The following is a 24,985-nucleotide window of genomic DNA, read 5'->3' as shown; positions in this document are numbered from 1 at the left end:
GGTAATGGTTGGGCCGGTGACGACGGGGGTACCTCTGTGGTTGTAGCGAAGCTTGCAATGCTTGCAATGGAGGTTGGCAATGGGTATCGACGACAAGATCAACAACGCCACCGAGGACGCGACCGGCAAGCTGAAGGAAGGCGCCGGTCGGGCCACCGACAACGAGCAGCTGGAGGCGGAGGGTCGCGCTGACCAGTCCACCGCCAAGCTCAAGCAGGCGGGCGAGAAGATCAAGGACGCCTTCAAGAGCTGACGTACGACGTAACCCGCACGCCGGGCCGGTGATCATCACCGGCCCGGCGTGCTGTGTGTCCGGCCCCTTTCGCCGACCCTGAGATCACCCTGATTCCGCTTCCGTCCCGTACCGCCGCGCGGTCGCACCTGCTAACTTTCCTTGGCATGTGCAAGGGCTGGTTATGAGCACCGCTCCACCGCCGACCGGCGACGACCTGGTCCGGGTGCTGGCCACCCTGGCCAACCCGCACCGGCTGCGGGTCGTCGCCGCGCTGGCCCGCGAGCGTGCGTACGTCAGCGGGCTGGCCCGGCAACTGGGCATCAGCCGGGCGCTGTTGCAGGTCCACCTACGGAAGCTGGCGGCGGCCGGGCTGGTCACCGCCCGCCTGGAGTTGTCGGAGGACGGGAAGGCCATGAACTACTACGAGGTGGAGCCGTTCGTGCTCACACTCACCCCCGCGGTCATCGCGGCGGCGGTCGAGACGCTTACCGTGCCCGACTCGGGCGAACAGCCGGGAGCACAGCGATGAGCGAGCACGACTGGACCGAGGTGGTCGGCGCGATCGGCATCTTCGGTTTCCTGATCAGCGTGGTCACGGTGACAGTCGTGCAGTTCGCCAAGACCCGACGGGCCCGGTACGAGGCGGCCCGCGCGGACGACTTCCGCCGGCTCGCCGAGACCGCCGCCCAGGCCCAGGCGGAGAACGCCCGACTGCTCGCGGCGATGGATGGCCGGCTGGGCGGGATGGAAACCCGGATGACCACGCTCGAACGCGTCCTGCGCGAGGTCGACTGACCCGGGGGGCGAGAGTCCCCGGGCCGTCGAGCGGCTACTCGACGACCCGGGTGGAAGCAGCATCACCTCGCCCAGTGGGCGAGTTTCACCGGCAACGCTCCTTCGAGGAGAGGACAGCACCTCATGCTGCGCGTACGCAAATCCGCAGTCGGCTGGGCGGTCGCCCTGGCCCTCACGGCCGCCGGCCTGACCCCGGCGAGCCCGGCCGCCGCCCGAGCACGGCCCGGTCCGACGATCGACTGGCGGCCGTGCGCCACGGACAGCAGCGCCGAGTGCGGCACCCTGTCGCTGCCGGTGGACTGGAACCAACCCCGAGGTGAGCGCTTCGACCTGTCGCTGGCCCGCCGGGTCGCCGACCCGGCCACCCGGGAAGGCGCTCTGGTCTTCGGCCCCGGCGGGCCGGGCGACAGCGGGGTCGACCGGGTGGTGAACGGCAGCTCCCGGTTCAGCGACGACCTGCGGGCCAGGTTCGACATCGTCAGCTTCGACCCCCGCGGCACCGGCGGCAGCCGCCCGGTGGTCTGCGCCCGGGCCCTGCTCGCCCGGCAACCACAGTTGATCGCCGACCAGGCCCAGTTCGATGCCGTCCTGGCCAACAACGCGCTGCTGCGTGCCGACTGCCGGGCCCGCACCGGGGCGCTCTACGACCACGTCGACACCACAAGCGCCGCCCGCGACCTGGACGCGGTCCGCGCCGCGCTCGGCGAGCGGCAGCTGACCTTCCACGGCAGCTCGTACGGCACCCTGCTCGGGCAGCGGTACGCCGAGTTGTACCCCGACCGGGTCCGAGCCATGGTGCTGGAGGCCGCGATGGACCACAGCCTGGGCACCCGCTCCTTCCTGGACAGCCAGGCCGCCACCGCGGAGGGCGCGTTCGACGAGTTTGTTGCCTGGTGTGACCGGTCCACGGCCTGTGCCCTGCACCGTCGGGACTTCCGGGCGATCTGGGCCGGGCTGCACGCGCGTGCCGAGCGTGGCTCACTGACCGACCCGGACCAGGCCGGGGCCGCACTCGCCCCGTTCGAGCTGAGCCGCCTCGCCCACAAGAAACTCTACGACACGTGGCGGTGGCCGGGGCTGGCCGAGTGGATCGTCCGACTGGAGGGTGACGCCACCACGCCGAGCGCCCGCGCGCTCGCGGACGAGGCCGTGGCTCCGTACCCCTTCGCGGTTTTCTGCCAGGACTGGAGCCTGCCGGTGCGCGACTACCGCGAGTACGCCGGACACCTGCGCCGGGCGGCCCGGCTCGCGCCGGACCTGCGCTACCCGCCGGCACTGTTCGCGCTGGTCACCTGCCTGGGCACCCCGACGCCGGTCGCCAACCCGCAGCATCGGCTACGGGTCCGCACCGACGTGCCGCTGCTGATCGCCGCCACCGTGCACGACCCGGCCAGCGGCTACGGCTGGGCGCGCAACGTGGCGCGACAGTTGGGCCGGCACGGTGCGCTGCTCACCTACCAGGGGTGGGGGCACGGCAGTTACAGCAGCAGCCCGTGTGTGCAACGAGCTGTCGACTCCTACCTGATCGATCGGGTGGTGCCCGCCCGGGGCGCCAGCTGCCCGGCCGTCGAACCCGAGGTGTGACCGCCGCTGCCGACCGCCGGGCCGCCCCGGCGGTCGGCAGCGGCATGCTCAGCGGCCTCTGACCGCGCGAACGACCACGTCGTGCAGCGGCACCTCCCGGCCCGGCACCGTGCGGCGGTGCTCCTCGGCGGTGATGATCTCCCAGCTGGCGCCGTCCAGGCCGGCGGTGATGTCCGCGAGAGTGACCGACGCCTCGTCGGGCGGGTGGTGCCCATGCCCGTGTCCGTCCCCGGTCGCTTCCGGGCTGTGCAGGTGCCCGACGATCAGGAGGGTGCCGCCGGGGGCCACCCACCCGGCGACGCGGTCGTAGAAGGCCAACTGCGGCATCGCGGGGTGCGCGTAGTGCGTCGTGACCAGGTCGAACCGCGTTGCCGGAGTCCAGGCCGTCAGGTCGGCCTCCACCCACCGCACGCGCTCGGAGACCCCGCTCTCCGTCGCGCGTTCGGCGGCCCGGGCGAGGGCGACGGGTGCGATGTCAACAGCGGTGACCTGCCAGCCGTGGGCGGCGAGCCAGATCGCCTCGGCGCCGGCACCACACCCGGCGTCCAGCGCGGAACCCGGCACCAGAGCGCCGGTCTCCCGGGCCAGGTACGGGTGCGCGGGAGACGTGCTCATCGCGCCGGGGCGGTCGTGGTGCGCCTGGTGCCAGTGCCGCTCCCAGTAGTCCTTGTCGAACTCGTGCTGCTCGGTCATCTGTGCCTGCTCCTTCGCGCGTCGGCCCCGACTGTGACCGGCGACCGGGGCGATGCGCAAAGTTTGTTGCCGAAATGGCAAGACGAGGGTCCCCACCCCTACCCGGTCAACCGGGCCGCCCGCACCTCCAGGTACCGCTGCTCGGGCCGGCTCGTGGTGCCCCGCGCCGCGGCGAGGTACGCCTCCCGCGCCGCGCCGACCTCCCCGGCCAGCTCCAACAGGTGACCCCGTACCGCGGCCAGCCGGTGGTGTCCGGCCGTACGTTCGTCGGTGTCCAACGGCGTGAGCAGGGCGAGTCCGGCCCGGGGCCCGTCCACCATGGCCACCGCCACCGCCTGGTTCAGGGTGACCATCGGGTTCGGCGCGATCCGGGCCAGCAGCCGGTAGAGCGCGACGATCTGCCGCCAGTCCGTCTCCGCCGCCGTCGACGCCTCGGTGTGCACGGCGGCGATCGCCGCCTGGAGTTGGTACGGGCCGGGCGGCGACCAGGTCAACGCCTCGGTGATCAGCGCGACCCCCTCCGCGATGGCGGCGGCGTCCCACCGCGAGCGGTCCTGCTCGGCCAGCGGCACCAACTCCCCGTCCGGCCCCACCCGGGCCGCCCGGTGCGCGTCGGTCAGCAGCATCAGCGCCAGCAGCCCGGCCACCTCGCCGTCGTCGGGCAACAGCCCGCGCAGGATGCGAGCCAGCCGGATCGCCTCACCGGTCAGCTCGGCCCGGTGCAGGTCCGGGCCACTGGACGCGGTGTAGCCCTCGTTGAAGATCAGGTAGAGCACCCGCAGCACCGTTCCCAGCCGCTCGTCCCGCTCGGCCGGCCCGGGCATGGTGAACCGGGCCCCGGCGGCCTCGACCCGCTGCTTGGCCCGCCGGATCCGTTGACTCATCGTCGCCTCGGGCACCAGGTGCGCCCGGGCGATCTGGGCGGTGCTGAGACCACCGACGGCCCGCAGGGTGAGCGCCACCTGCGCCGACCCGGGCAGCGCCGGGTGGCAGCAGAGGAACAGCAGCCTGAGGGTGTCGTCGTCGTCCGGAACGGCGGGCTCCGCGTCCGCCGCCGGCGCCACCCCGGCGTACGCCGGCTCGCGTCGCGCCACCGCCAGCTCGCGGTCCCGGCGCGCGCTCTCGCTGCGCCACTCGTCGGTGAGGCGGCGGGTGGCCACGGTGAGCAACCAGGCGCGGGAATTGTCCGGTACCCCCTGCCCGGGCCACTGCGTCGCGGCGGCGAGCAGGGCCTCCTGCACCGCGTCCTCGCACCTGTCGAACTGTCCGTACCGGCGGACCAGCAGGCCGAGGACCTGCGGCGCGAACGTGCGCAGCAGCTCCTCGACCGTCCGGTCCTCGGTCACATCTCCGTCCCGGCCTCGTCCATGATCGGGCGGACCTCCATCGCGCCGCCGTACCGGACGTCCGGCCAGCGGGCGGCGATCTCGGCGGCCCGCTGCGGGCTGTCGCAGTCGACGGCCAGGTAACCGGCGAACTGCTCCTTGCTCTCCATGAACGGGCCGTCGAGGAGCTCGGGACTGCCGTCCACGAGCCGGACCGTCATCGTCTGCGACGGGTTGGCCAACGCCTGGCCGCCGATCAGCTCGCCGCTCTCGGTCAGCTCCTTCATGATCTCGTCGACGTCACCGAAGAGGGCGGTGCGCTCCTGCTCACTCAGCTCATCGGTGAAGCCGGGCCGGTTCCAGATCAGCAGCATGTACTTCACGGCGATGCTCCTCAGGCTCTGGTCGCACCCCACGTGGGGCGCGGCTCACCGGAGGGTCGGAGCGGTTCCCCCGATCCCTACCGCGTACCGAAGAAAAACCCAGAAATGTCCGCCGGGGGTGGTCCCACGCCGGACCGTTCAGCGCGGATCGGGTCGGCCGGGCACCTGCCGGGGCGTCCGGCCGCCGCCGACGTCCAGGGACGCCCGGTCGGCGGCCGAGGTGCCAGACGACCAGCCTTCCGCGTCGCGCACGCTGAGCCGGTGCCGGGTGACGCCGGGGAAGAGCGTGTCCAGCCGCTCCCGGACCGCCTCACCCCGCGCCGCGAGCACCGGCAACAGCCGTTCCGCCCCGGCCGTCTCGGCCCTCGCCTGGTCCGCCGCTTCGGTCGCCGCCTCGGTGGCCGTCCGCAGCCGCTCGCCGATCCGCAGCGCGAACGCGTTGAGGAAGGACTCGTCCCAGACCTTCGTCCGCCGCCCCGACCCCGGCCGGCGCTCGGCACGCCCGCGCAGCATCGCCGCCGTGGCCTGGACCAGCAGCGACGTGTAGAGCAACTCCACCGCCACCAGATCGGCCGGCCAACCCAGCACGGTGGCGAAGCCGAGATCGTCGGACCAGACCGCCTCACACCGGTTCGCCGCCGCCACCTCCTGCACCAGCAGCGCCTTCGCGCCCGCGTACGGGGTGTCGGTGCTCAGGCGTACCCCGCCGGGCAGGTCCCCGCGCTCCGAACCGGCGGCCAGCAGCGCCTCGTCGATGCTGTGCCGGGCGATCAGCTCCTGGGCCTTTCCGGTCAGCGCCTCCGCCTCCGCCGGGAAGGTGGTCGACTCGGCCTTGGCCAGCAGCGCCCGTACCCGGTCCAGCATCGGCGACCCGCTGCGAGCCGTACCGGCCGTGCGGGGCAGCGCCGCGCCGCTCGTACCCGGCGGTGGGCGCAGCACCGCGATCGGCGGCAGGCTCTCCACCAGCGCGAGAGTGTCCACGGCCGCGCGGAGCGCGTCGGCCCGGTCCAGACCCTCCCGGGTGGCCCAGCCGGTCAGCACGCTCCGGTCGGCACCGCCCTCGGTGGCCGCCAGCTCGCGCAGCTGGTCGTCCCACCAGGCCGGGACCGGCTCGGCCTGGTCGCGCCGCTGGGCGGCCATCGCGGCACGGACCAGCCGGGCCGCGCGGGCGTCGAGCCGTCGACCGGTGATCCGGTCCACGTCGACCGGCTGCCAGCCGCGCGGCCACAGCCGGCCCAGGCCGCGGACCAGGCGACGCAGCAGCGCGGCGTCCACCGCCGTGGTGCCGTCCGCGGCGCCGGTGCCGACCATCAGTTGGTCCAGCTGCCGTTCGGCCTGTCGTACGTCAGTGCCGCGCACCGCCGCGAGCGCGTTGGCGACGAGTTCGTCCGCGTCCGGCACGGGCACCTCCTTCTCGGGATCTCGTTGTTCCGGGAATCTGGCGTTCGCTGCCCCTCCAGGCTCCATGATCATGCCGCCCGTGGCCCGGGAGTCGCGAAACGGGATGTCACCGACCCTCGGTCTCGCTGGTCTGGCCGCGAATGTTTCATGCGGTTCGGGGTATTTGCGAACTGTCCGAGCTGACTGCGAGGTGTGTGGTGGTCGATTCGAGCCCGCCGAGGGCACGTACCGCAGACGTTCGGTCCTCCATCCTCGTCGGCGTCCTGATCGGCATCGCGATCATGGCTGCGGTGGACGAGATCGTCTTCCACCAGCTCCTTGCCTGGCACCACTTCTACGACCGCTCCACCCCCTCGGTGGCGCTGCTCTCGGACGGGCTGCTGCACGCCGCCGAGGTGATCGCCCTGGTCGGTGGGTTCTTCTGGTTCGCCGACCTGCGTCGGCGCCGTGCCCTGTCGAGCCGCCTGGCCTGGGGTGGCTTCCTGCTCGGCGCCGGAGGATTCCAGCTCTTCGACGGGATCGTGGACCACAAGGTGCTCCGGCTGCACCAGATCCGCTACGGCGTCCACCTGGTGCCGTACGACGTGGTCTGGAACGTGGCCGGCACCGTGCTGCTGCTGGCCGGCGTCGCTGTCCTGTGGTGGGCGCGGTCCCGCCGGCCCGGCGTGGACGCCCGATGACGGTGGTCGTGCCGCTGGCGCACACCGGGCACGGCACGGCCGGGCCGACCTGGTTCCCTCTGTTCCCGGTCGCGTTGCTGGCGGTCGGCTACGTGCTGGCCGCCGTCCGCGACCCACGAGGTTGGGACCACCGGCGCACCGCCTCCTGGCTGGTCGGCTGCGTCCTGCTGGCGGTCGCCGTGGGGCCACTGGCCCAACTCGCCGACGACCCGCGCGGACACATGGCGCAGCACCTGCTGCTCGGCATGCTGGCCCCGCTGGGGCTGGTGCTCGCCGCCCCGGTGACGCTGTTGCTGCACGTCGCACCGCCACCGGTACGCCGGGCGGTCGCTCGGCTGCTGCGCTCCCACCCGCTGCACCTGCTCGCCCACCCGGTCACCGCCGCGCTGCTGACCACCGGCGGGCTGGCGTTGGTGCTGCTCACGCCGCTGTACGCGGCGGCCGACCGGCAACCCGTCCTGCACCATGCCGTGCACCTGCACTACCTGGCCGCCGGGTACCTCTTCGCCTGGTCGTTGGCCGGGCCGGACCCGGCACCGCGCCGCCCGGGACTGGCGGTACGGGTCGGCGCGTTACTGGCCGCGTCAGCCGGCCACGCCGTGCTGGCCAAGTACCTGTACGCCCAGGCCGACACCCTCCCGCCCGGCCTCACCGACCGGGACCCGGAAGCGTTCCGCTCGGCCGCCCAACTCATGTACTACGGCGGCGACCTGGCCGAACTGCTCCTGGCGGCAGCCCTCTTCGCCACCTGGTACCACTCCCGCCGCCCCCGCTTGTCAGGTGCGGTCCGGCCAGTTGGTGAGGATCTCGTCGACCGGTAGGACGTCCCGCACGGGATCTGGTGCCGGGGTTGGCCGGTCGGGCGGCGTGCGGTCGAAGCGGGGCGCGGGGGCCGGTTGGATCTCGCCGCCCACCTCGACGAACGTGCCCCGGGCCGCGTTGTGCGGGTGCTCGTGCGCCTCGCCGGGGGCGAGCACCGGCGCGACGCAGGCGTCCAGGTCGGCGAAGACCGCCGTCCACTCGTCCCGGGTGCGCTCGGCGAACCGCTCGGTGAACCGGCGGCGCAGCTCGTCCCAGCCGCTCGGGTCGTACTGGGCGGGCAGGTCCGGGTCGTCGGCAAGGTCGAGGCCGCTGAGCAGTACGGCGTAGAAGGCCGGTTCCATCGCGCCGACGGCCATGAATCCGCCGTCGGCGGTGACGTACGTGTCGTAGAACGGCGCGCCGCCGTCGAACATGTTGCGCCCACGCGGGGCGGCCCACAGGCCGGCGCCGATCAGCCCGTGCAGGAACGAGGTGAGCAGCGCCGAGCCGTCCACCATCGCCGCGTCGACCACCTGGCCGATGCCGGAGCGCTCCCGCTCCAGCAGCGCGGCCAGCACACCGACGGCGAGCAGCATGCCGCCGCCGCCGAAGTCGCCGAGCAGGTTCATCGGCGCGTACGGGCGTTCGCCGGCCCGTCCCAGTGGCTCCAACGCCCCGGCCACCGCGATGTAGTCGATGTCGTGCCCGGCTCGGGCTGCCAGCGGGCCGTCCTGACCCCAGCCGGTCATCCGCGCGTACACCAGTCGGGGGTTGCGGGCCTGGCACACGTCCGGCCCGAAGCCGAGCCGCTCGGCCACCCCCGGCCGGTACGCCTCGACCAGTACGTCCGCGCGGTCGGCGAGGCGCAGCAGGTCCGCCACCCCGGCCGGGGACTTCAGGTCCAGTGCGGTGACCCGCCGTCCGCGCTGCAACGGCCCGCTGGTCGGTGCGGCCAGCCGGCCCGCCCCCGGAGCGCCCGGCCGGTCCACCCGCACCACGTCCGCGCCGAGGTCGGCGAGCACCATGCAGCCGAACGGCGCCGGCGCGAGGCTGGCCAGCTCGACCACCCGCATCCCGGCCAGCGGCCCGCCGCGCGCCGCCGTCACGCGACGCCAACCGGCGCGGCGGGGCGGTCGGCCGAGGCGGCGAGCCGGTCGACCAGGTCGACCGGGGGCGTGAACCGGTCGCCGTAGCGGTCGGCCAGCTCGGTGGCCCGGGTCGCGAAGCCGGCCGGGCCGCCCGCGTACTGCCGGACGTAGCGGATCACCCCTCCCGTCCACGCCGGGAAGCCGATGCCGAAGATCGAGCCGATGTTGGCGTCGGTCTCGGTGCGCAGCACCCCCTCGTCGAGGCAGCGCAGCGCGTCCAGCGCCTCCGCGAAGAGCATCCGCTCCTGGAGGTCGGTGAACGGCACCGCCCGACCTGCCTCGGTGGTCAGGTCGGCGAGGCCGGGCCACAGCCGGCCCCGGGTGCCGTCGTCGTAGGAGTAGAAGCCACGTCCGGCGGCACGCCCCGGCCGGTCGTACGCGTCGACCAGCTCGTCCACCAGGCGGTGCGCCGGCAGGGGTCGGAACTCCTCGCTGGCCGCCTCGAACTGGCGGCGGATCCGTTGGATCAGCGTGAGACTGACCTCGTCGGCCAGCGCCAGCGGCCCGGTCGGGTAGCCGGCCTGGAGGGCGGCCTGCTCCACCGACGCTGCGGGGACACCCTCGGCGACCATGCCGACCGCCTCGTCGATGAACTTGCCGATCACCCGGCTGGTGAAGAAACCCCGGCCGTCGTTGACCACGATCGGGGTCTTGCCGATCCGCCGGCCCAGGTCGAACGCCCGGGCCAGCGCCACGTCCCCGGTCCGTTCACCCACCACGATCTCCAACAACGGCATCCGGTCCACCGGCGAGAAGAAGTGCATGCCGATGAAGTCCGTCGGCCGGTCCACGCCGGCGGCCAGCCCGGTGATCGGCAGGGTGGAGGTGTTGGAGGCGAGCAGCGCGTCGGGCGCCAGCACCGGCAGCACCTCGGCGAAGACCTGCTGTTTCAGCGCCGGGTCCTCGAAGACCGCCTCGATGACCGCGTCGCAGCCGGCCAGCGCGTCCACCCGGTCGGTGGTGGTGATCCGGTCCAGCACGGCGCGGGCGTCCGCCTCGGTCGTGCGGCCCTTGCGTACCTTGCGGGCCAGCAACCGCTCGGCGTGCTCCCGGGCCCGGCCGGCGGCCTCCGGCGTGACGTCCTTGACCACGACGTCCAGCCCGGCACTGGCGCAGGCGTACGCGATACCCGCGCCCATCATGCCGGCCCCGAGCACCGCCACCCGCCGTACCGCTGCGGCGTCCACATCGGCCGGTCGGGCCGCGCCACCGTTGACGGCCTTCAGGTCGAAGAAGAACGCGCCGATCATGTTCTTGGCCACCTGCCCGGTGAGCAGGCCGATCAGGTGCCGGGTCTCCACGGTCAGGGCGGTCTCCAGGTCGACCTGTGCCCCCTCGACGGCGGCGGCCAGGATCGCCTCGGGTGCGGGCAGCCGAGCGCCCTTGAGCTGCTTGCGCAGCGTCGCCGGGAACGCGGGGAGTTGGGCGGCCAGCGAGCGGCTCGCCGGGGTGCCACCCGGCATCCGGTAGTCCGGTCGGTCCCAAGGCTGTGCCGGGCGCGGGTTCGCCGCGATCCAGGCCCGGGCGTGCTCCAGCAGCTCCGTGGGCGTGGCGACCACCTCGTCGACCAGCCCGGCGGACAGGGCCTCGGCCGGGCGCATCCGCCGGCCGGTGAGCAGCACGGTGGTCAGCGCGCCGGCCAGGCCGAGCATGCGTACCGTCCGGGTGACACCGCCCGCCCCGGGCAGCAGGCCCAGGGTGACCTCGGGCAGCCCGAGCCGCGAGTCGGGTGCGTCCAGCGCGATCCGGTGGTGGCAGGCGAGCGCGATCTCCAGGCCACCGCCGAGCGCCGAGCCGTTGACCGCGGCGACCACCGGCAGCCCCAGCGTCTCCAGCCGGCGAAGGTCCCGTTTGATGGTGCCGAGCAGGTCGGCCAGAGCGGGCGCGTCGGCCCGGGTGGCCCGGATCATCTCGGGCAGGTCGCCGCCGGCGAAGAAGGTCGACTTCGCGCTGGTCACGATGACGCCCACGAGATCGGGCTCGGCCTCCAGCCGATCGAGTACCGCGCTCATCGAGGCGGCGTACGCCCGGTTCATGGTGTTGGCGGACTGGGTGGGGTCGTCCAGGGTGAGCGTGACGATGCCGTCGGCGCCGCGATCGTACCGGATGGTGTTGGTCATGGTCGTCCTCCGGGTCAGCAGCGCTCGAGAACGGTGGCGACGCCCATGCCGCCGCCGATGCAGAGGGTCACCACGGCGCGGCGCAGGTCGCGGCGCTCCAACTCGTCCAACGCCGTACCGAGCAGCATCGCTCCGGTCGCGCCGAGCGGGTGGCCGAGCGCGATCGCACCACCGTTGACGTTCACCCGGTCCGGGTCGAGGCCCAGGTCACGGACGTACTTGAGCACCACCGCGGCGAAGGCCTCGTTGATCTCGAACAGGTCGATGTCGTCGACTGTCAACCCGGCGACGGCGAGCGCCTTGTGGGTGGCCGGGATCGGGCCGGTCAACATCAGCGTCGGGTCTGCGCCGCTGACCGCCGCGCCGACGATCCGGGCGCGCGGGGTGAGGCCGAGGTCCCGACCGACGTCGCCCGAGCCGATCAACACCAGCGCGGCGCCGTCCACGATGCCGGACGAGTTGCCCGCGTGGTGGACGTGTTGGATCGCCTCCAACCAGTGGAACTTCTGCAACGCCACCGCGTCGAAGCCGGCCGCCTCGCCCATTGTGGCGAAGGACGGGGTGAGCTTGGCCAGCGCCTCCCGGGTCGTCTCCGGGCGCGGGTGTTCGTCGACGGTGAGGATGTCCAGCCCGTTGCCGTCCCGGACCGGCACCACCGAGCGGGTGAAGTACCCGCCGGCCCAGGCCTTGGCGGCCCGCTCCTGCGACCGCAGCGCGTAGCCGTCCACGTCGTCGCGGGTGAAGCCCTCCAGAGTGGCGATCAGGTCGGCGCTGACGCCCTGCGGCACGAACGACGTGGCCAGCGCGGTCTGCGGGTCGGTGGCCCAGGCCGCGCCGTCGGAGCCCATCGGCACCCGGGACATCGACTCGACCCCGCCGGCGAGCAGCAGATGCTCCCAGCCGGAGCGGATCCGCGCGGCGGCGGAGTTGACCGCCTCCAGCCCGGAGGCGCAGAACCGGTTGAGCTGCACCCCGCCCACCTGGTCGGGCAGCCCGGCCAACAGCGCGGCGGCCCGGGCCAGGTCGCCGCCCTGCTCGCCGACCGGGGTCACGATGCCGAGCAGCAGGTCCTCCAGCCGGCCGACGTCCAGGCCGGGGTTGCGCTCGCGCAACGCGTCGACCAGGCCGACCACCAGGGAGATCGGCTTGACCCCGTGCAGCGCCCCGGTGTCCCGGCCGCGTCCGCGCGGGGTGCGGACCGCGTCATAGACGTACGCCTCAGAGGGCACGGGCGATCAACTCCTTCATGATCTCGTTGGTGCCGCCGTAGATCTTCTGGACGCGGGCGTCGGCGTACATCCGGGCGATCGGGTACTCCGTCGTGTAGCCGTAGCCGCCGAAGAGCTGCAGGCACCTGTCGACGACCTCACACTGCCCATCGGTGAGCCATGACTTCGCCATCGCCGCGGTGGCCACGTCCAGGTCGCCACGTGTGTGCCGGACGATGCAGTCGTCCAGGAAGACCCGGCTGACCCGGGCGCGGGTGGCGCACTCCGCGAGCACCATCCGGGTGTTCTGGTGACCCATCAGGGTCTTGCCGAAGGCGGTGCGCTCCTTGGCGTACGCGACGGTCAGCGCGACCGCCCGTTCCATCGCCGCGACCGCGCCGACGCCGATGACCAGCCGTTCCTGCGGGAGCTGCTGCATGAGCTGGACGAAGCCCAGCCCCTCGGCACCGCCGAGCAGGTTGGCCGCCGGCACCCGGAACTCGTCGAAGAACAACTCCGCCGTGTCGTTGGCGTGCAGGCCGATCTTGGACAGCAGTCGGCCGCGCCGGAACCCCGCCGGCTCGCCACCCACCTCGCACACCAGCAGCGAGACGCCGGACGCCCGCTGCTCGGGGTCGGTCTTCACGGCCACGATGACCAGATCGGCCAGGCCGCCGTTGGTGATGAACGTCTTCGCGCCGGTCACCAGGTAGTCGTCGCCGTCGCGAACCGCCCGGGTACGCATCGCCTGCAGGTCGGAGCCACCGTCCGGCTCGGTCATCGCGATGGCGCCCACCAGCTCACCACTGCACAGACCGGGCAGCCAGCGCCGCTTCTGCTCCTCGCTGCCGTACGCCACCAGGTAACCGGTGACGATGCCACTGTGGACGGCCAGGCCGAGGCTGCTCTCCCCGGCGTACGCCTGCTCGTGCAACAGCACCGCCTCGTGGGTGAACCCGCCGCCCCCACCGCCGTACTCCTCCGGGACCGACAGGCCGAGCAACCCCAGCTCACCGGCGCGCCGGTAGTGCTCACGGTCCGGATGGCCCTGCGCCAGCAGGCGCTCGGCGTGCGGCAACACCTCCTTGGTGAAGAAGGTGCGGGCCAGCTCGGCCAGGTCGTCATGCTCCGGCTCGCGCCAGGGTGAGGGAGAGCCGTCGGGCGGGGGAGTCGGCATGTGCACCACCCTCGCGCGCTGTTGGCGGCCTGTCAATAAGTCGTGGGCGGCCGACGGCGCCGGGGTCACCGAACGGCGAATCAAGATCAAGTGATGGAAAGTAGGTCGGAAGCGGTTGTCGGGCCTACTTCTCATCACTTGATCAAGGTGGGACGGTGGTTGACGCTGGGCCGAACCCGGTGGCCTGTCGATAGGGTCGGGCAGATGAGTGTCGAGACGGCTCCGCGCCGCCGCCGTTTGGAGCCGGACGCCCGGCGTGGGCAGATCCTGGCCTGCGCGGTCCGGCTGTTCGGCGAGCGCCCGTACGCGGACGTGTCGACCACCGACGTCGCCCGCGAGGCAGGTGTCGCTCGCGGCCTGGTCAACCACTACTTCGGTGCGAAGAAGGACCTCTACCTGGAGGTCGTCCGGGTCATGGTGACCATCCCCGAGGTTGCCCTGGAGCGGCTGCCCAAGGGCGATCTCCGGACCCGGGTCGACGCCAGCGTCACCTGGTTCCTCGACGTGGTGTCCCGGCACAGCACCTCGTGGCTGGCGGCGGTCACCGCCCGGGGGATGGGCGGCGACGCCGACGTGGAGCGGGTGCTCGCCGAGGCCGAGGAGGTCGCCGCGGACCGGATGCTGGTCGCCGTCGGGCTGGCCGGCGAGGCGGAGCACCGCGAGGAGTTGCGCGGGATGGTCCGCGCGTACGGCGGGCTGGCCACGTCGACCGCCCGCGAGTGGCTCCAGCGCGGCGCGCTGACCCGCGCCCAGGTGCACCTACTGCTCACCACGACCCTGCTGACCATCGTCGAGCAGGTCATCCCGCAGGTCCTCGCCGGGGGCGAACCGGCGCGACCAGAGCGCTGAGCACCGGGCGCTGAGGGCGCCTCGTTGCTCAGGCGGCCCGGCGTTCGCCGGCCTGATCGGTACGCGCTGCAGGGGCGGCGTACCGGTCGGCGGCCTGGGCCGGATAGGACTCGGGGCGTACCACCCGCAGCGGCCGGTCCACCTCGTCGGCCCCGAACCGCCAGCGGGACGGTGTGGGCTGCCGCTGCGGTGCCGGCCCGCCGGGGCGCAGGCCGGGCCGGGACAGCAGCACGGTGATCAGGTAGCCGACCACCAGGAAGCCGTGGCTGATCAGTCGTTCCCCGCCCACCGATCCGGTAGCCAGGTCGTTGACCGACAGCAGCAGCAGCGTGCCGACGAACGCGCTGAGCATCGGCAGCAGCCCGGCGGGTGGGCTGCGGCGCAGCGCCACGAACAGGAAGCCCGCGCCGACGGCCACGTTCCACGCCGCCGACTCGTGCCACAGGTGCTGGCCGGTGGGGTGCAGGTGGTCGGCGGTCGCGCCCCGGCCCACCTGGGCCAGGCCGAGCACCAGTTGCACCGCGCCGAGCAACCCGAGCGCCGAGCGCAGGCCGGCGACGAGCGGGCCGCGTCCGAACGCCGCGCGCAGCCCGGCGGCGAGCTGGCCCCGTCCGAGCACCTTGCGCAGGCCGGCGACCAGCGGGCCAGGTCCGTTCGAGCGCCGCCACCGCGACCGGCGGGCCGGGGCCGCGCTGGTCGCGGCGAGGATCGCCGCCGTGCGGTCGGGCACCTCAACGACCAATCGGGTACGAACCCGACGCGTCACCGCGGCCGCCGCCGTGAACCAGGCCCGGCACTCGGCACACCCGTCGAGGTGACCCTGCACCGCCGTCAGTTCGGCGGCGGTCTCCTCCCCGTCCAGCTGCGCGGACAGGACCTCCCGCCACTGCTCACACCCCATGTATCGGTAGTCGCTCCGGCAGCCGCTCCGGTTCCCGGCAACCGTGACTGGTTGTGGAATACTCGCCGGATCATGACGCGTTACGGCCTGCTCATCCTGCCCGCCACCAACCGGGTGTACGCCCGCGCCGCCGTCGACCTCACCCGGGCCGAGCTGGAGATCTTCGGCCGCTCGGCGCTGGACGGCCGGATCGGCGAGCTGGACACCGAGGTCGTCGGAGGGGCCTCCTACGTCACCTTCAGTGGCGACGGGCTGACCGAGCGGGACCTGGCCGTCCTGGGCAACCTCTCCGCCGGGTACGCGTTGTTCGAGATCGTCGGTGAGCTGCTGCGGCCGATCGAGTGGAGCCGCCTGGACCGCTACGACGACGACCTGCTCACCATCCAGAAGTACCCGGGCAAGACCAACGAGCAGTTCACCAAGCTGCTGCTCAACGTCACCCTGCTCGCCTCGGACTGGGCCACCGAGATGACCAGCCGCCGATTCCGGGTGCTCGACCCGCTCTGTGGTCGGGGCACCACGCTGAACCAGGCGCTGATGTACGGCTTCGACGCCGCGGGGATCGAGCGCGACCAGAAGGACGTCGAGGCGTACCGGGCGTTCATCACCACCTGGCTGAAGCAGAAGCGGGTCAAGCACCGGGTGCTGGAGTCGGGGCCGGTGCGGCGGGAGCGCAAGGTCGTCGGCCGACGGGTGCGGATCGAGCTGGCGCCGACCCGTGAGGAGCACAAGGCCGGCCAGACCCAGTTGCTGGATGTGGTCAACGCCGACACCGCCCGATCGGCGGAGTTCTTCCGACCGGAGACCGTCGACCTGGTCGTCGCCGACGCGCCGTACGGCGTGCAGCACGGCAGTCGTACCGCTGGGCAGGGCTTGACCCGCGACCCGCTGGCGTTGCTCGCGGACGCCGCGCCGGTCTGGGCCCGGTTGTTGCGCCCCGGCGGTGCACTCGGGGTCTCCTGGAACACGCACGTCGCGAGCCGGGACGACGCGGCGGCGGCGTTGGCCGACGCCGGCCTGACCGTGGTCGACTCCGAGCCCTATCGCGCGCTGCGGCACCGGGTGGACCAGTCGATCATGCGGGACGTGCTGGTGGCCCGCCGCCCGGCCTGACGGCCTCGCACCTCCGCCCTCACCGCACCATGCGCCGCCCCGTCCGGGGTCGCGCGTGGTTCTTCTCGTCTTGACCTCCCGGACCAGCGAGGGTCTGTGCCGCATTTCACCTGCTCAACGGGCGGGTGTGAAAACCACGTCAAGAAAAGGTTCGCCGCCGTCATGGTCGCGTTATGACCCCTGCCGATCGGCGGGTGGCGGGGCTTTGATTGCCCGGCGCGACCGGAAGGCGGTCGCGACGAACCTTTCCGGCTGAGGAGTCAGCGTGTCTGACGTGGTGTTCGTGATCCTGACGGTGGCGCTGTTCGCGGTGCTCGCCCTGGTGGTCCGGGCGGTGGAGAAGCTGTGAACGCGGTCAACGCCGTCGGTCTGGTGCTCGCGATCGTCCTGGGCGCGTTCCTGGTGTTCGCCCTGCTGTTTCCGGAGCGCTTCTGATGACCATGACAACAGAAGGCGTCATCTTCGTGCTGACGCTGGTGGCGGCCCTCGTCGCCGTCTACAAGCCGTTCGGCGACTACATGTTCCGGGCCGTCTCCGGCAGCAAGCAGTCGCGGGTCGAGCGGGGCATCTTCCGACTGGTCGGGGTCAACCCGGCCGCCGAGCAGACCTGGGGCGTGTACGCCCGCAGCGTGCTGGCGTTCTCCGCGGTCTCGATCCTGTTCCTGTACCTGTTCCAGCGGGTGCAGAACCACCTGTGGCTGTCGCTGGGGCTCGACCCGGTGGTGCCGCACGGCGCGTGGAACACAGCCGTGTCGTTCGTGACCAACACGAACTGGCAGTCGTACTCGGGTGAGTCGACGATGGGCCACCTGGTGCAGATGGCCGGCCTGGCCGTGCAGAACTTCGTCTCGGCGGCGGTCGGCATCGCGGTGGCGGTCGCGCTGGTACGCGGCTTCGCCCGCAGCCGCGCCGGGCAGCTCGGCAACTTCTGGGTCGACCTGACCCGGATCACGCTGCGGATCCTGCTGCCGATCGCGGTGCTCGGCGCCATCGCGTTGATGATCGGCGGGGCGGTGCAGAACCTGTCCGCCGGCACCGACGTGAGCACGCTGACCGGCGGCACCCAGACCATCACCGGTGGTCCGGTCGCCAGCCAGGAAGTGATCAAGGAGTTGGGCACCAACGGTGGCGGCTTCTACAACGTCAACAGCGCGCACCCGTTCGAGAACCCGACCACCTGGACGAACTGGCTGCAGATCTTCCTGATCTTCCTGATCCCGTTCAGCCTGCCCCGGGTCTTCGGCCGGATGGTCGGGCAGAACCGGCAGGGCTACGCCATCGCCGCGGTGATGGGCATCCTCGCGTTCCTCAGCGTCGCCATCACCAACATCTTCGAGCTGGCCGGCCACGGCACGGTGCCGCAGGCGGTCGGTGCGGCGATGGAGGGCAAGGAGGTGCGTTTCGACGTGTCGAACTCGGCCACCTTCGCCGCCGCCACCACGCTCACCTCGACCGGTGCGGTGAACTCGTTCCACGACTCGTTCACCTCGCTCGGCGGCATGATGACCATGGTCAACATGATGCTCGGCGAGGTGGCGCCGGGCGGCACCGGTTCCGGTCTGTACGGCCTGCTCATCCTCGCGGTGATCACGGTCTTCGTGGCCGGGCTGATGGTGGGTCGCACTCCCGAGTACCTGGGCAAGAAGATCGGGTCGCGTGAGATCAAGTTCGCCTCGCTCTACTTCCTGATCACGCCGATCCTGGTGCTCGTCGGTACGGCGGCGGCGTTCGCCACCGGCAACAACGCCACGGCGCTCAACGTCGGCCCGCACGGCCTCTCCGAGGTGCTGTACGCGTTCACCTCGGCCAGCAACAACAACGGTTCGGCGTTCGGCGGCATCACCGTCAACACCACCTGGTGGGACACCGCGCTCGGGTTGTGCATGCTGCTGGGCCGGTTCCTGCCGCTCATCTTCGTGCTCGCGTTGGCCGGCTCGCTGGCCCGCCAGGCACCCACCCCCGCGTCCGAGGGCACCCTGCCGACCCACCGACCGCTGTTCATCGGCATGGTCGTCGGCGTCACGGTGGTCCTCGTCGCGCTGACCTTCCTGCCCGCGCTCGCGCTCGGCCCGCTGGCAGAAGGGCTCTGACCATCATGAGGAACGAGGACATGTCCGTGACATCCGGGCAACTCGCCACCGGAGCCGACCAGGGCAACCGGATCGGCGGGGGCCTGCTCGACCCCCAGCAGCTGATCCGGTCCCTGCCGGACGCGGTTCGCAAGCTCAACCCCGGCACGCTGTGGCGCAACCCGGTGATGCTGATCGTCGAGGTCGGTGCGGCCTTCACCACCGTCCTGGCGGTGATCGACCCGTCGGTGTTCGCCTGGGCGATCACCGTCTGGCTCTGGCTGACCGTGGTCTTCGCCAACCTGGCCGAGGCGGTCGCCGAGGGGCGGGGCAAGGCCCAGGCCGCGACCCTGCGGCAGGCGAAGAAGGACACCATCGCCACCCGGCTGATCGACTGGAAGCCGGGCGCACGGGCCAACAGCTACCGCGACGAGGCGGTGCCCGCGCCGGACCTGCGTCAGGGCGACGTCGTGCTCGTCGAGGCGGGCGGCATCATTCCCGGCGACGGCGACATCGTCGAGGGCATCGCCAGCGTCGACGAGTCGGCCATCACCGGCGAGTCGGCCCCGGTCATCCGGGAGTCCGGCGGCGACCGCAGCGCGGTCACCGGCGGCACCAAGGTGCTCTCCGACCAGATCATCGTGAAGATCACCCAGAAGCCGGGGGAGAGCTTCATCGACCGGATGATCGCCCTGGTCGAGGGGGCCAACCGGCAGAAGACGCCGAACGAGATCGCGCTGAACATCCTGCTCGCCGCGCTCACTGTCATCTTCCTGCTGGCCGTGGTCACCCTCCAGCCGCTGGCCATCTTCTCCAAGGCGTACCAGGCGGCCGCGCCGAACAGCGGCGCGATCACCGACTCCGGTGTCACCGGCGTGGTGCTGATCTCGCTGCTGGTCTGCCTGATCCCCACCACCATCGGCGCGCTGCTCTCCGCCATCGGCATCGCCGGCATGGACCGGCTGGTGCAGCGCAACGTCCTGGCCATGAGCGGCCGGGCCGTCGAGGCGGCCGGCGATGTCAACACCCTGCTGCTGGACAAGACCGGCACCATCACGCTGGGCAACCGGCAGGCCGCCGAGTTCGTACCGGTCGAGGGGGTGGACGCCGCGGCGCTGGCCGACGCCGCGCAGCTGTCCAGCCTGGCCGACGAGACCCCGGAGGGGCGGTCGGTGGTCGTCCTGGCGAAGAACGAGTTCGGGCTGCGCGAGCGCGAGCCCGGCGTGATGCCGCACGCCACCTTCGTACCGTTCACCGCGCAGACCCGGATGAGCGGCGTCGACCTCACCCCGGACGCCAGCGTGGACGGCGGCGCGGTGGGCACGGCCCGCCGGGTCCGCAAGGGCGCCGCCGCCGCGGTGATGAAGTGGGTACGGGAGAACGGCGGCCACCCGACCGAGCAGGTTGGCGAGATCGTGGACGCGATCAGCGGCACCGGCGGCACCCCGCTCGTCGTCGCCGAGCACGTCGACGGTGCGCCCGCCCGCGCGCTGGGCGTCATCCACCTCAAGGACGTGGTCAAGTCCGGTATGCGGGAGCGGTTCGACGAGATGCGCCGGATGGGCATCCGGACCGTGATGATCACCGGCGACAACCCGCGTACCGCGAAGGCGATCGCCGACGAGGCCGGGGTGGACGACTTCCTGGCCGAGGCGACGCCGGAGGACAAGCTCGCCCTGATCAAGCGGGAGCAGGAGGGTGGCCGGCTGGTCGCGATGACCGGTGACGGCACCAACGACGCGCCGGCGCTGGCGCAGGCCGACGTCGGGGTGGCCATGAACACCGGCACGTCGGCCGCCAAGGAGGCCGGCAACATGGTCGACCTCGACTCGGACCCGACCAAGCTGATCGAGATCGTGGAGATCGGCAAGCAGTTGCTGATCACCCGTGGCGCGCTGACCACCTTCAGCATCGCCAACGACATCGCGAAGTACTTCGCGATCATCCCGGCCATGTTCGCCGGCCTCTACCCGAGCCTGGACGCGCTGAACATCATGCGGCTGTCGAGCCCGGAGTCGGCGATCCTGTCCGCGGTCATCTTCAACGCCCTGGTGATCATCGCGCTGATCCCGCTCGCCCTGCGCGGCGTGCGGTACCGGCCGGCCGCCGCGTCGAAGCTGCTCAGCCGCAACCTGCTGGTGTACGGGCTGGGCGGCATCATCGTGCCGTTCATCGGGATCAAGCTCATCGACCTGCTCATCCAGTTCATCCCGGGGATTTCGTGATGCGTCTACCCACCTGGATCGCCCAACACCTCGCCGCGCTGCGCGCCGTACTCGTCTTCACGGTGCTGCTCGGCCTGGTCTACCCGCTGGCCCTGGTAGCGGTTGGTCAGCTACCCGGCCTCAACCACAAGACCGACGGATCGCTGATCACCTCGGGCGGTACGACGGTCGGCAGCGCGCTCATCGGCCAGTCCTTCACCGACGCGGACGGCAACCCCGTCGCCCGCTACTTCCAGTCCCGCCCGTCGGCCGCCGGCGACGGCTACGACCCGACGTCCACCTCGGCCAGCAACCTGGGCCCGGAGAGCGTCGTCGACACCATCGCCATCGACCCGGAGGAGGCCAGCGAGAGCCTGCTGACCCAGGTCTGCGAGCGCAGCAAGGCCATCGGCGAGCTCGACGGCGTCGACGGCCGGCGCCCGTACTGCACCGACGACGGGGTGGGTGCCGTGCTCGCGGTCTTCCGCGCCGACGGTCTGACCGGCCCGGTCACCCGGGTGGTCAGCGTCAACCAGGCCGCTCCCGCCACTCCGTTCCTCCCCGAGTACCAGGGGGTGACGGTGGAGCTGGCCCAGCCCGGCGAGGACTACGTGGCCGCCGGTGGGGTGGTCACCCCGATCCGGGGCGACGCGCCCGCCGACCCGGCGGTGCCCGCCGACGCGGTCACCGCCAGCGCCAGCGGCCTCGACCCGCAGATCAGCCCGGCGTACGCCGAGTTGCAGGTGAACCGGGTCGCGCGCGAGCGTGGCGCGGACCCGGCGGCGGTCCGCAAGCTGGTCAAGGAGCACACCGAGGGGCGTGGGCTGGGCTTCCTGGGTGAGCCCGGCGTCAACGTGCTGGAGCTCAACCTCGCCCTCGACAAGCAGTTCGCCGCACGCTGAGCACGCTCGCGGGCGGGGCCGTGTCGACCGGGCGCGGCCCCGCCCGCCGATCTGACCAGGGAGGATGGTCCCCGTGCCACGTGGAGAACTGCGCATCTATCTCGGGGCCGCCCCCGGCGTGGGCAAGACGTACGCCATGTTGGAGGAGGCCCAGCGGCGGGCCGCGCGCGGCACCGACGTGGTGATCGGTTTCGTGGAGACGCACGGCCGGCAACACACCGCCGCGATGCTCGGCGACCTGGAGCAGGTGCCCCGCCGGACCATGAACTACCGGGGCGCGGAGTTCACCGAGATGGACCTGGACGCGGTGTTGGCCCGCCGGCCACAGATCGCGGTGGTCGACGAGTTGGCGCACACGAACGTGCCCGGTTCCCGGCACGACAAGCGCTGGCAGGACGTCCAGGAACTGCTCGACGCGGGGATCGACGTGCTGTCCACGGTCAACGTGCAGCACCTGGAGTCGGTCAACGACGTCGTCGCGCAGATCACCGGCACCACCCAGCGGGAGACCGTGCCGGACGAGATCGTCCGCGCCGCCGAGCAGGTCGAGCTTGTCGACATGACCCCGGAGGCGCTGCGCCGACGGATGGCGCACGGCAACATCTACCGGCCCGACAAGATCGACGCCGCGTTGGGCAACTACTTCCGGGTCGGCAACCTCACCGCGCTGCGTGAGCTGGCGCTGCTCTGGCTGGCCGACAAGGTCGACGAGCAGCTCGACCGCTACCGCAGCCAGCAGGGCATCGCGGCCACCTGGGAGGCCCGGGAACGGGTGGTGGTCGCGTTGACCGGCGGCCCGGAGGGGGAGACGCTGATCCGTCGCGCCGCCCGGGTCGCGGCCCGCAGCAAGGGCGCGGACCTGCTCGCCGTGCACGTGGCCCGCAGCGACGGCCTGGCCGGGGCCGACCCGGCCCAGCTGGCCCGGCAGCGGGTGCTGGTGGAGAGCCTGGGCGGCACGTACCACCAGGTGCTCGGCACCGACGTGCCGGCCGCGCTGCTCGACTTCGCGCAGGGCGTGAACGCCACCCAGTTGGTGCTCGGGGCCAGCCGGCGGGGACGCCTCGCGCAGATCTTCGCCCGCGGTGTCGGGGTGACCACCACCGCGCTCTCCGGCTCGATCGACGTGCACCTGGTCACCCACAAGCAGGCCGGCAAGGGCCGCCGGGCGGCGTCCGTGCCGGCGGCGCTGTCCCGACGCCGCCGGCTGCTCGGCTTCGGCCTGGCGGTGCTGGGCATGCCGCTGCTCACCCTGTTGCTGAAGACCCTGCCCGACCTCACGCTGACCAACGACATCCTGCTGTTCCTCGCCGGGGTGGTCGGGGTCGCGCTGGTCGGCGGGGTGTGGCCGGCCCTGGTCGCCGCGCTCGGCGGCTCACTGCTGCTCAACTGGTTCTTCACCCCGCCCTTCCGCACGCTGACCATCGCCGAGGCGGACAACCTGCTCGCCCTGGCTGTCTTCGTCGGGGTGGCGTTGGCGGTGAGCTGGATCGTCGACGTGGCCGCCCGGCGTACCCGGGAGGCCGCCCGGGCCGCCGCCGACGCGCAGACCCTCGCCGCCGTCGCCGGTGGTGTGCTGCGCGGCGAACGTCCCCTGCCCGCCCTGCTCGATCAGCTCCGGGAGACCTTCGGGCTGCGCGCGGTGAGCGTGCTGGAACTGGCCGAGGAGGCCGGCGGGCGTCCGGAGCGGGCCCGCGAGGAGCACGCCTGGTGTGTGGTGGCCAGCGTCGGCGAGCAGCCCGCTTGCACGCCAGACGGCGGCGAGACGGCGGTACCTGTCGACGACCGGATCACCGTCGTGCTCAGCGGACGACGGTTGGAGGCCGCGGACCGGCGGATCGTCGAGGCGTTCGCCGCCCAGGCCGCCGTCGCGCTGCGCCAGGAACGGCTCGCCGAGGAGGCCGCCACCGCCCGGCCCCTCGCCGCCGCCGACCGAATGCGCACCGCGCTGCTCGCGGCGGTCAGCCACGACCTGCGTACGCCGCTGGCGTCCGCGAAGGCGGCCGTGACCAGCCTGCGCAGCCACGACATCGAGTTCGACGAGTCCGACCGGGAGGAGTTGCTGGAGACCGCCGAGGAGTCACTGGACCGCCTCGCCCGGCTGGTCGGCAACCTCCTGGACATGAGCCGGCTCCAGGCGGGCGTCCTGGGCATCTCGGCGACCGCGATCGGCCTGGAGGACGCCGTACCCCTGGCGTTGGACGAACTTGGCCCGGCGGCCGCGACCGTCGGCACGGACATCCCGGCCGACCTGCCGGCCGCCACCGCCGACCCGGGGCTGCTGGAACGGGTGCTGGTCAACATCGTCGCCAACGCGTTGCGGTACAGCCCGCCCGGTCAGCCGCCCACGATCACCGCCAGCGCCCACGCCGGCCAGGTCGAGTTGCGGGTGATCGACCGAGGGCCGGGCATCCCCGAGGACCAGTGGGAGCACGTCTTCCTGCCGTTCCAACGCCTCGGTGACCGGGACAACCAGACCGGCGTCGGTCTCGGTCTTGCCCTGTCCCGGGGTTTGGCCGAGGCGATGGGTGGCAGCATCACCCCGGAGACCACCCCCGGCGGTGGGCTCACCATGGTGCTGCGGCTGCCGGCCGCGCCGACCACCTCCGAGGGGCCGCAGGAATGACGCGCATCCTGGTCGTCGACGACGAGCCGCAGATCCTGCGTGCCCTGCGCATCAACCTGCGTGCCCGCCGGTACGACGTGGACGTCGCCGGCACCGGGGCCGCCGCGTTGAAGGCCGCCGCCAGCCACCCGCCCGACCTGGTGGTGCTGGACCTCGGCCTGCCCGACATCGACGGCGTGGAGGTGATCCGGGGCCTGCGCGGGTGGACCAGCGTGCCGATCATCGTGCTCTCCGGCCGGGCCGGCAGCGAGGACAAGGTCGCGGCGCTCGACGCGGGCGCGGACGACTACGTCACCAAGCCGTTCGGGGTGGAGGAGCTGCTGGCCCGCATCCGCGCGGTCACCCGTCGCCTCGGCGCGCCCAGCGAAGCGGTGCCGGCACTGCGGATCGGTCGGCACACCGTCGACCTGGCCGACCACCGCGTGCATAGCGACGACGGCACCGAGGTCAAGCTGACCCCCACCCAGTGGAGCGTGCTGGAAAAGCTGCTGCGTCACCCCGGCAAGCTGGTCAGCCAACGTCAGCTCCTGCAGGACGTGTGGGGGCCGGAATACCAGAACGAAACCAACTACCTGCGGCAGTATCTGGCCCAGCTGCGGCGCAAGCTGGAGGACGACCCGGCCCGCCCCCGGCACCTCATCACCGAGCCGGGAATGGGCTACCGTTACCGGCCGTGACCCGTTGACACCCGCCGGCTGAGATTGAAGAATTTCGTTCGCAGCGGCAGCGGCGTGCTTCTGTAACCGCCCCCTCCACCGGTGACCCCCCGGGAGC

The 24,985-nt window shown here is 72.3% G+C and carries 23 protein-coding genes; 14 read left to right on the top strand and 9 right to left on the bottom strand.

Annotated elements, in window-relative coordinates:
• The first annotated feature begins 79 nt into the window (after window positions 1-79).
• From ACIBD9_RS02620 to ACIBD9_RS02605, 4 genes are all read left to right on the top strand, one after another.
• Window positions 80-253, top strand: a complete 174-nt coding sequence (locus ACIBD9_RS02620) for a CsbD family protein (RefSeq protein WP_036390803.1) — start codon at window positions 80-82, stop codon at window positions 251-253.
• 163 nt (window positions 254-416) lie between these two features.
• A complete protein-coding gene (locus ACIBD9_RS02615; protein ID WP_124818380.1) occupies window positions 417-764 on the top strand; it encodes an ArsR family transcriptional regulator in 348 nt (115 codons plus the stop codon).
• Complete coding sequence (locus ACIBD9_RS02610; RefSeq protein ID WP_396713901.1) at window positions 761-1,030, top strand: hypothetical protein; 270 nt, start codon at window positions 761-763, stop codon at window positions 1,028-1,030. The genes ACIBD9_RS02615 and ACIBD9_RS02610 overlap by 4 nt, the downstream gene beginning before the upstream one ends.
• A 123-nt stretch (window positions 1,031-1,153) precedes the next feature.
• On the top strand, window positions 1,154-2,614 hold the full coding sequence (locus tag ACIBD9_RS02605; protein ID WP_396713899.1) for an alpha/beta hydrolase: 1,461 nt from the start codon (window positions 1,154-1,156) through the stop codon (window positions 2,612-2,614).
• Between the two features lie 48 nt (window positions 2,615-2,662).
• Here the strand turns inward: ACIBD9_RS02605 and ACIBD9_RS02600 are convergent, their stop codons facing one another.
• The 4 genes from ACIBD9_RS02600 to ACIBD9_RS02585 all read right to left on the bottom strand — a co-directional run bounded on the left by ACIBD9_RS02600 (window position 2,663) and on the right by ACIBD9_RS02585 (window position 6,416).
• Window positions 2,663-3,307, bottom strand: a complete 645-nt coding sequence (locus ACIBD9_RS02600; protein ID WP_396713897.1) for a class I SAM-dependent methyltransferase — start codon at window positions 3,305-3,307, stop codon at window positions 2,663-2,665.
• A 98-nt stretch (window positions 3,308-3,405) separates the two neighbouring features.
• A complete protein-coding gene (locus ACIBD9_RS02595) occupies window positions 3,406-4,653 on the bottom strand; it encodes an RNA polymerase sigma factor (protein ID WP_396713895.1) in 1,248 nt (415 codons plus the stop codon).
• Window positions 4,650-5,006: a YciI family protein gene (locus tag ACIBD9_RS02590; RefSeq protein ID WP_238660866.1), complete on the bottom strand. Its 357-nt coding sequence runs from the start codon at window positions 5,004-5,006 to the stop codon at window positions 4,650-4,652. Before ACIBD9_RS02590 ends, ACIBD9_RS02595 begins: the two co-directional genes overlap by 4 nt.
• A gap of 147 nt (window positions 5,007-5,153) precedes the next feature.
• Entirely contained in the window at window positions 5,154-6,416 is a 1,263-nt protein-coding gene (locus ACIBD9_RS02585) for a DUF2786 domain-containing protein (RefSeq protein WP_396713893.1), read from the bottom strand.
• 197 nt (window positions 6,417-6,613) lie between these two features.
• On the opposite strand from ACIBD9_RS02585, the gene ACIBD9_RS02580 reads away from it, so the two are divergent.
• Both ACIBD9_RS02580 and ACIBD9_RS02575 read left to right on the top strand, forming a co-directional pair.
• Window positions 6,614-7,096 carry a DUF2243 domain-containing protein gene (locus ACIBD9_RS02580; RefSeq protein WP_396713892.1) on the top strand — a complete coding sequence of 161 codons (483 nt, stop codon included), beginning with the start codon at window positions 6,614-6,616 and terminating at the stop codon, window positions 7,094-7,096.
• Entirely contained in the window at window positions 7,093-7,917 is an 825-nt protein-coding gene (locus tag ACIBD9_RS02575) for a cytochrome c oxidase assembly protein (protein WP_396713890.1), read from the top strand. The genes ACIBD9_RS02580 and ACIBD9_RS02575 overlap by 4 nt, the downstream gene beginning before the upstream one ends.
• On the opposite strand, the gene ACIBD9_RS02570 is transcribed toward ACIBD9_RS02575, so the two are convergent.
• The 4 genes from ACIBD9_RS02570 to ACIBD9_RS02555 are packed head-to-tail and all read right to left on the bottom strand — an operon-like array spanning window position 7,873 to window position 13,550.
• A complete protein-coding gene (locus tag ACIBD9_RS02570) occupies window positions 7,873-9,003 on the bottom strand; it encodes a CaiB/BaiF CoA transferase family protein (protein WP_396713888.1) in 1,131 nt (376 codons plus the stop codon). The genes ACIBD9_RS02575 and ACIBD9_RS02570 overlap by 45 nt on opposite strands.
• Window positions 9,000-11,165 carry a 3-hydroxyacyl-CoA dehydrogenase NAD-binding domain-containing protein gene (locus tag ACIBD9_RS02565; protein WP_396713886.1) on the bottom strand — a complete coding sequence of 722 codons (2,166 nt, stop codon included), beginning with the start codon at window positions 11,163-11,165 and terminating at the stop codon, window positions 9,000-9,002. The genes ACIBD9_RS02570 and ACIBD9_RS02565 overlap by 4 nt, the downstream gene beginning before the upstream one ends.
• 14 nt (window positions 11,166-11,179) lie before the next feature.
• Window positions 11,180-12,394: an acetyl-CoA C-acetyltransferase gene (locus ACIBD9_RS02560; protein ID WP_396713884.1), complete on the bottom strand. Its 1,215-nt coding sequence runs from the start codon at window positions 12,392-12,394 to the stop codon at window positions 11,180-11,182.
• Window positions 12,384-13,550, bottom strand: a complete 1,167-nt coding sequence (locus tag ACIBD9_RS02555; RefSeq protein ID WP_396713882.1) for an acyl-CoA dehydrogenase family protein — start codon at window positions 13,548-13,550, stop codon at window positions 12,384-12,386. The genes ACIBD9_RS02560 and ACIBD9_RS02555 overlap by 11 nt, the downstream gene beginning before the upstream one ends.
• A gap of 204 nt (window positions 13,551-13,754) precedes the next feature.
• Here ACIBD9_RS02555 and ACIBD9_RS02550 point away from each other — a divergent pair, with 204 nt between their 5' ends.
• A complete protein-coding gene (locus tag ACIBD9_RS02550; protein ID WP_396713880.1) occupies window positions 13,755-14,399 on the top strand; it encodes a TetR/AcrR family transcriptional regulator in 645 nt (214 codons plus the stop codon).
• Between the two features lie 28 nt (window positions 14,400-14,427).
• Here ACIBD9_RS02550 and ACIBD9_RS02545 read toward each other — a convergent pair whose 3' ends face one another.
• Window positions 14,428-15,300, bottom strand: coding sequence for a zf-HC2 domain-containing protein (locus tag ACIBD9_RS02545; protein WP_396713878.1), 873 nt, complete (start codon window positions 15,298-15,300; stop codon window positions 14,428-14,430).
• Between the two features lie 72 nt (window positions 15,301-15,372).
• On the opposite strand from ACIBD9_RS02545, the gene ACIBD9_RS02540 reads away from it, so the two are divergent.
• The 7 genes from ACIBD9_RS02540 (at window position 15,373) to ACIBD9_RS02510 (ending at window position 24,888) form a co-directional block, all read left to right on the top strand.
• Entirely contained in the window at window positions 15,373-16,413 is a 1,041-nt protein-coding gene (locus tag ACIBD9_RS02540) for a TRM11 family SAM-dependent methyltransferase (RefSeq protein ID WP_396713876.1), read from the top strand.
• Window positions 16,414-16,758: 345 nt separating this feature from the next.
• Window positions 16,759-16,848 carry a K(+)-transporting ATPase subunit F gene (kdpF, locus tag ACIBD9_RS02535; RefSeq protein ID WP_036390805.1) on the top strand — a complete coding sequence of 30 codons (90 nt, stop codon included), beginning with the start codon at window positions 16,759-16,761 and terminating at the stop codon, window positions 16,846-16,848.
• Window positions 16,848-18,503, top strand: coding sequence for a potassium-transporting ATPase subunit KdpA (kdpA, locus tag ACIBD9_RS02530; protein WP_396713874.1), 1,656 nt, complete (start codon window positions 16,848-16,850; stop codon window positions 18,501-18,503). The genes kdpF and kdpA overlap by 1 nt, the downstream gene beginning before the upstream one ends.
• Before the next feature lie 20 nt (window positions 18,504-18,523).
• A complete protein-coding gene (gene kdpB, locus ACIBD9_RS02525) occupies window positions 18,524-20,707 on the top strand; it encodes a potassium-transporting ATPase subunit KdpB (RefSeq protein ID WP_396713872.1) in 2,184 nt (727 codons plus the stop codon).
• Window positions 20,707-21,588, top strand: coding sequence for a potassium-transporting ATPase subunit C (locus tag ACIBD9_RS02520; RefSeq protein WP_396713870.1), 882 nt, complete (start codon window positions 20,707-20,709; stop codon window positions 21,586-21,588). Before kdpB ends, ACIBD9_RS02520 begins: the two co-directional genes overlap by 1 nt.
• A 73-nt stretch (window positions 21,589-21,661) precedes the next feature.
• A complete protein-coding gene (locus tag ACIBD9_RS02515) occupies window positions 21,662-24,211 on the top strand; it encodes a DUF4118 domain-containing protein (RefSeq protein ID WP_396713868.1) in 2,550 nt (849 codons plus the stop codon).
• Entirely contained in the window at window positions 24,208-24,888 is a 681-nt protein-coding gene (locus ACIBD9_RS02510; RefSeq protein WP_396713866.1) for a response regulator, read from the top strand. Before ACIBD9_RS02515 ends, ACIBD9_RS02510 begins: the two co-directional genes overlap by 4 nt.
• Window positions 24,889-24,985: the final 97 nt, after the last annotated feature.

The organism is Micromonospora sp. NPDC050784 (assembly GCF_044456765.1).
GTDB lineage: Bacteria > Actinomycetota > Actinomycetes > Mycobacteriales > Micromonosporaceae > Micromonospora > Micromonospora foliorum.
Note: the sequence above shows the minus strand (reverse complement) of the source record. Positions and strands in the feature narration are given on the sequence as shown.

Bases quoted from the DNA above. Each gene is read 5' to 3' on its own strand.
- ACIBD9_RS02620 (WP_036390803.1), top strand. From the start codon at position 80: ATGGGTATCGACGACAAGATCAACAACGCCACCGAGGACGCGACCGGC.
- ACIBD9_RS02615 (WP_124818380.1), top strand. From the start codon at position 417: ATGAGCACCGCTCCACCGCCGACCGGCGACGACCTGGTCCGGGTGCTG.
- ACIBD9_RS02610 (WP_396713901.1), top strand. From the start codon at position 761: ATGAGCGAGCACGACTGGACCGAGGTGGTCGGCGCGATCGGCATCTTC.
- ACIBD9_RS02605 (WP_396713899.1), top strand. From the start codon at position 1,154: ATGCTGCGCGTACGCAAATCCGCAGTCGGCTGGGCGGTCGCCCTGGCC.
- ACIBD9_RS02600 (WP_396713897.1), bottom strand. From the start codon at position 3,307: ATGACCGAGCAGCACGAGTTCGACAAGGACTACTGGGAGCGGCACTGG.
- ACIBD9_RS02590 (WP_238660866.1), bottom strand. From the start codon at position 5,006: ATGCTGCTGATCTGGAACCGGCCCGGCTTCACCGATGAGCTGAGTGAG.
- ACIBD9_RS02575 (WP_396713890.1), top strand. From the start codon at position 7,093: ATGACGGTGGTCGTGCCGCTGGCGCACACCGGGCACGGCACGGCCGGG.
- ACIBD9_RS02565 (WP_396713886.1), bottom strand. From the start codon at position 11,165: ATGACCAACACCATCCGGTACGATCGCGGCGCCGACGGCATCGTCACG.
- ACIBD9_RS02555 (WP_396713882.1), bottom strand. From the start codon at position 13,550: ATGCCGACTCCCCCGCCCGACGGCTCTCCCTCACCCTGGCGCGAGCCG.
- ACIBD9_RS02550 (WP_396713880.1), top strand. From the start codon at position 13,755: ATGAGTGTCGAGACGGCTCCGCGCCGCCGCCGTTTGGAGCCGGACGCC.
- ACIBD9_RS02545 (WP_396713878.1), bottom strand. From the start codon at position 15,300: ATGGGGTGTGAGCAGTGGCGGGAGGTCCTGTCCGCGCAGCTGGACGGG.
- ACIBD9_RS02540 (WP_396713876.1), top strand. From the start codon at position 15,373: ATGACGCGTTACGGCCTGCTCATCCTGCCCGCCACCAACCGGGTGTAC.
- kdpA (WP_396713874.1), top strand. From the start codon at position 16,848: ATGACCATGACAACAGAAGGCGTCATCTTCGTGCTGACGCTGGTGGCG.
- kdpB (WP_396713872.1), top strand. From the start codon at position 18,524: ATGTCCGTGACATCCGGGCAACTCGCCACCGGAGCCGACCAGGGCAAC.
- ACIBD9_RS02520 (WP_396713870.1), top strand. From the start codon at position 20,707: ATGCGTCTACCCACCTGGATCGCCCAACACCTCGCCGCGCTGCGCGCC.
- ACIBD9_RS02510 (WP_396713866.1), top strand. From the start codon at position 24,208: ATGACGCGCATCCTGGTCGTCGACGACGAGCCGCAGATCCTGCGTGCC.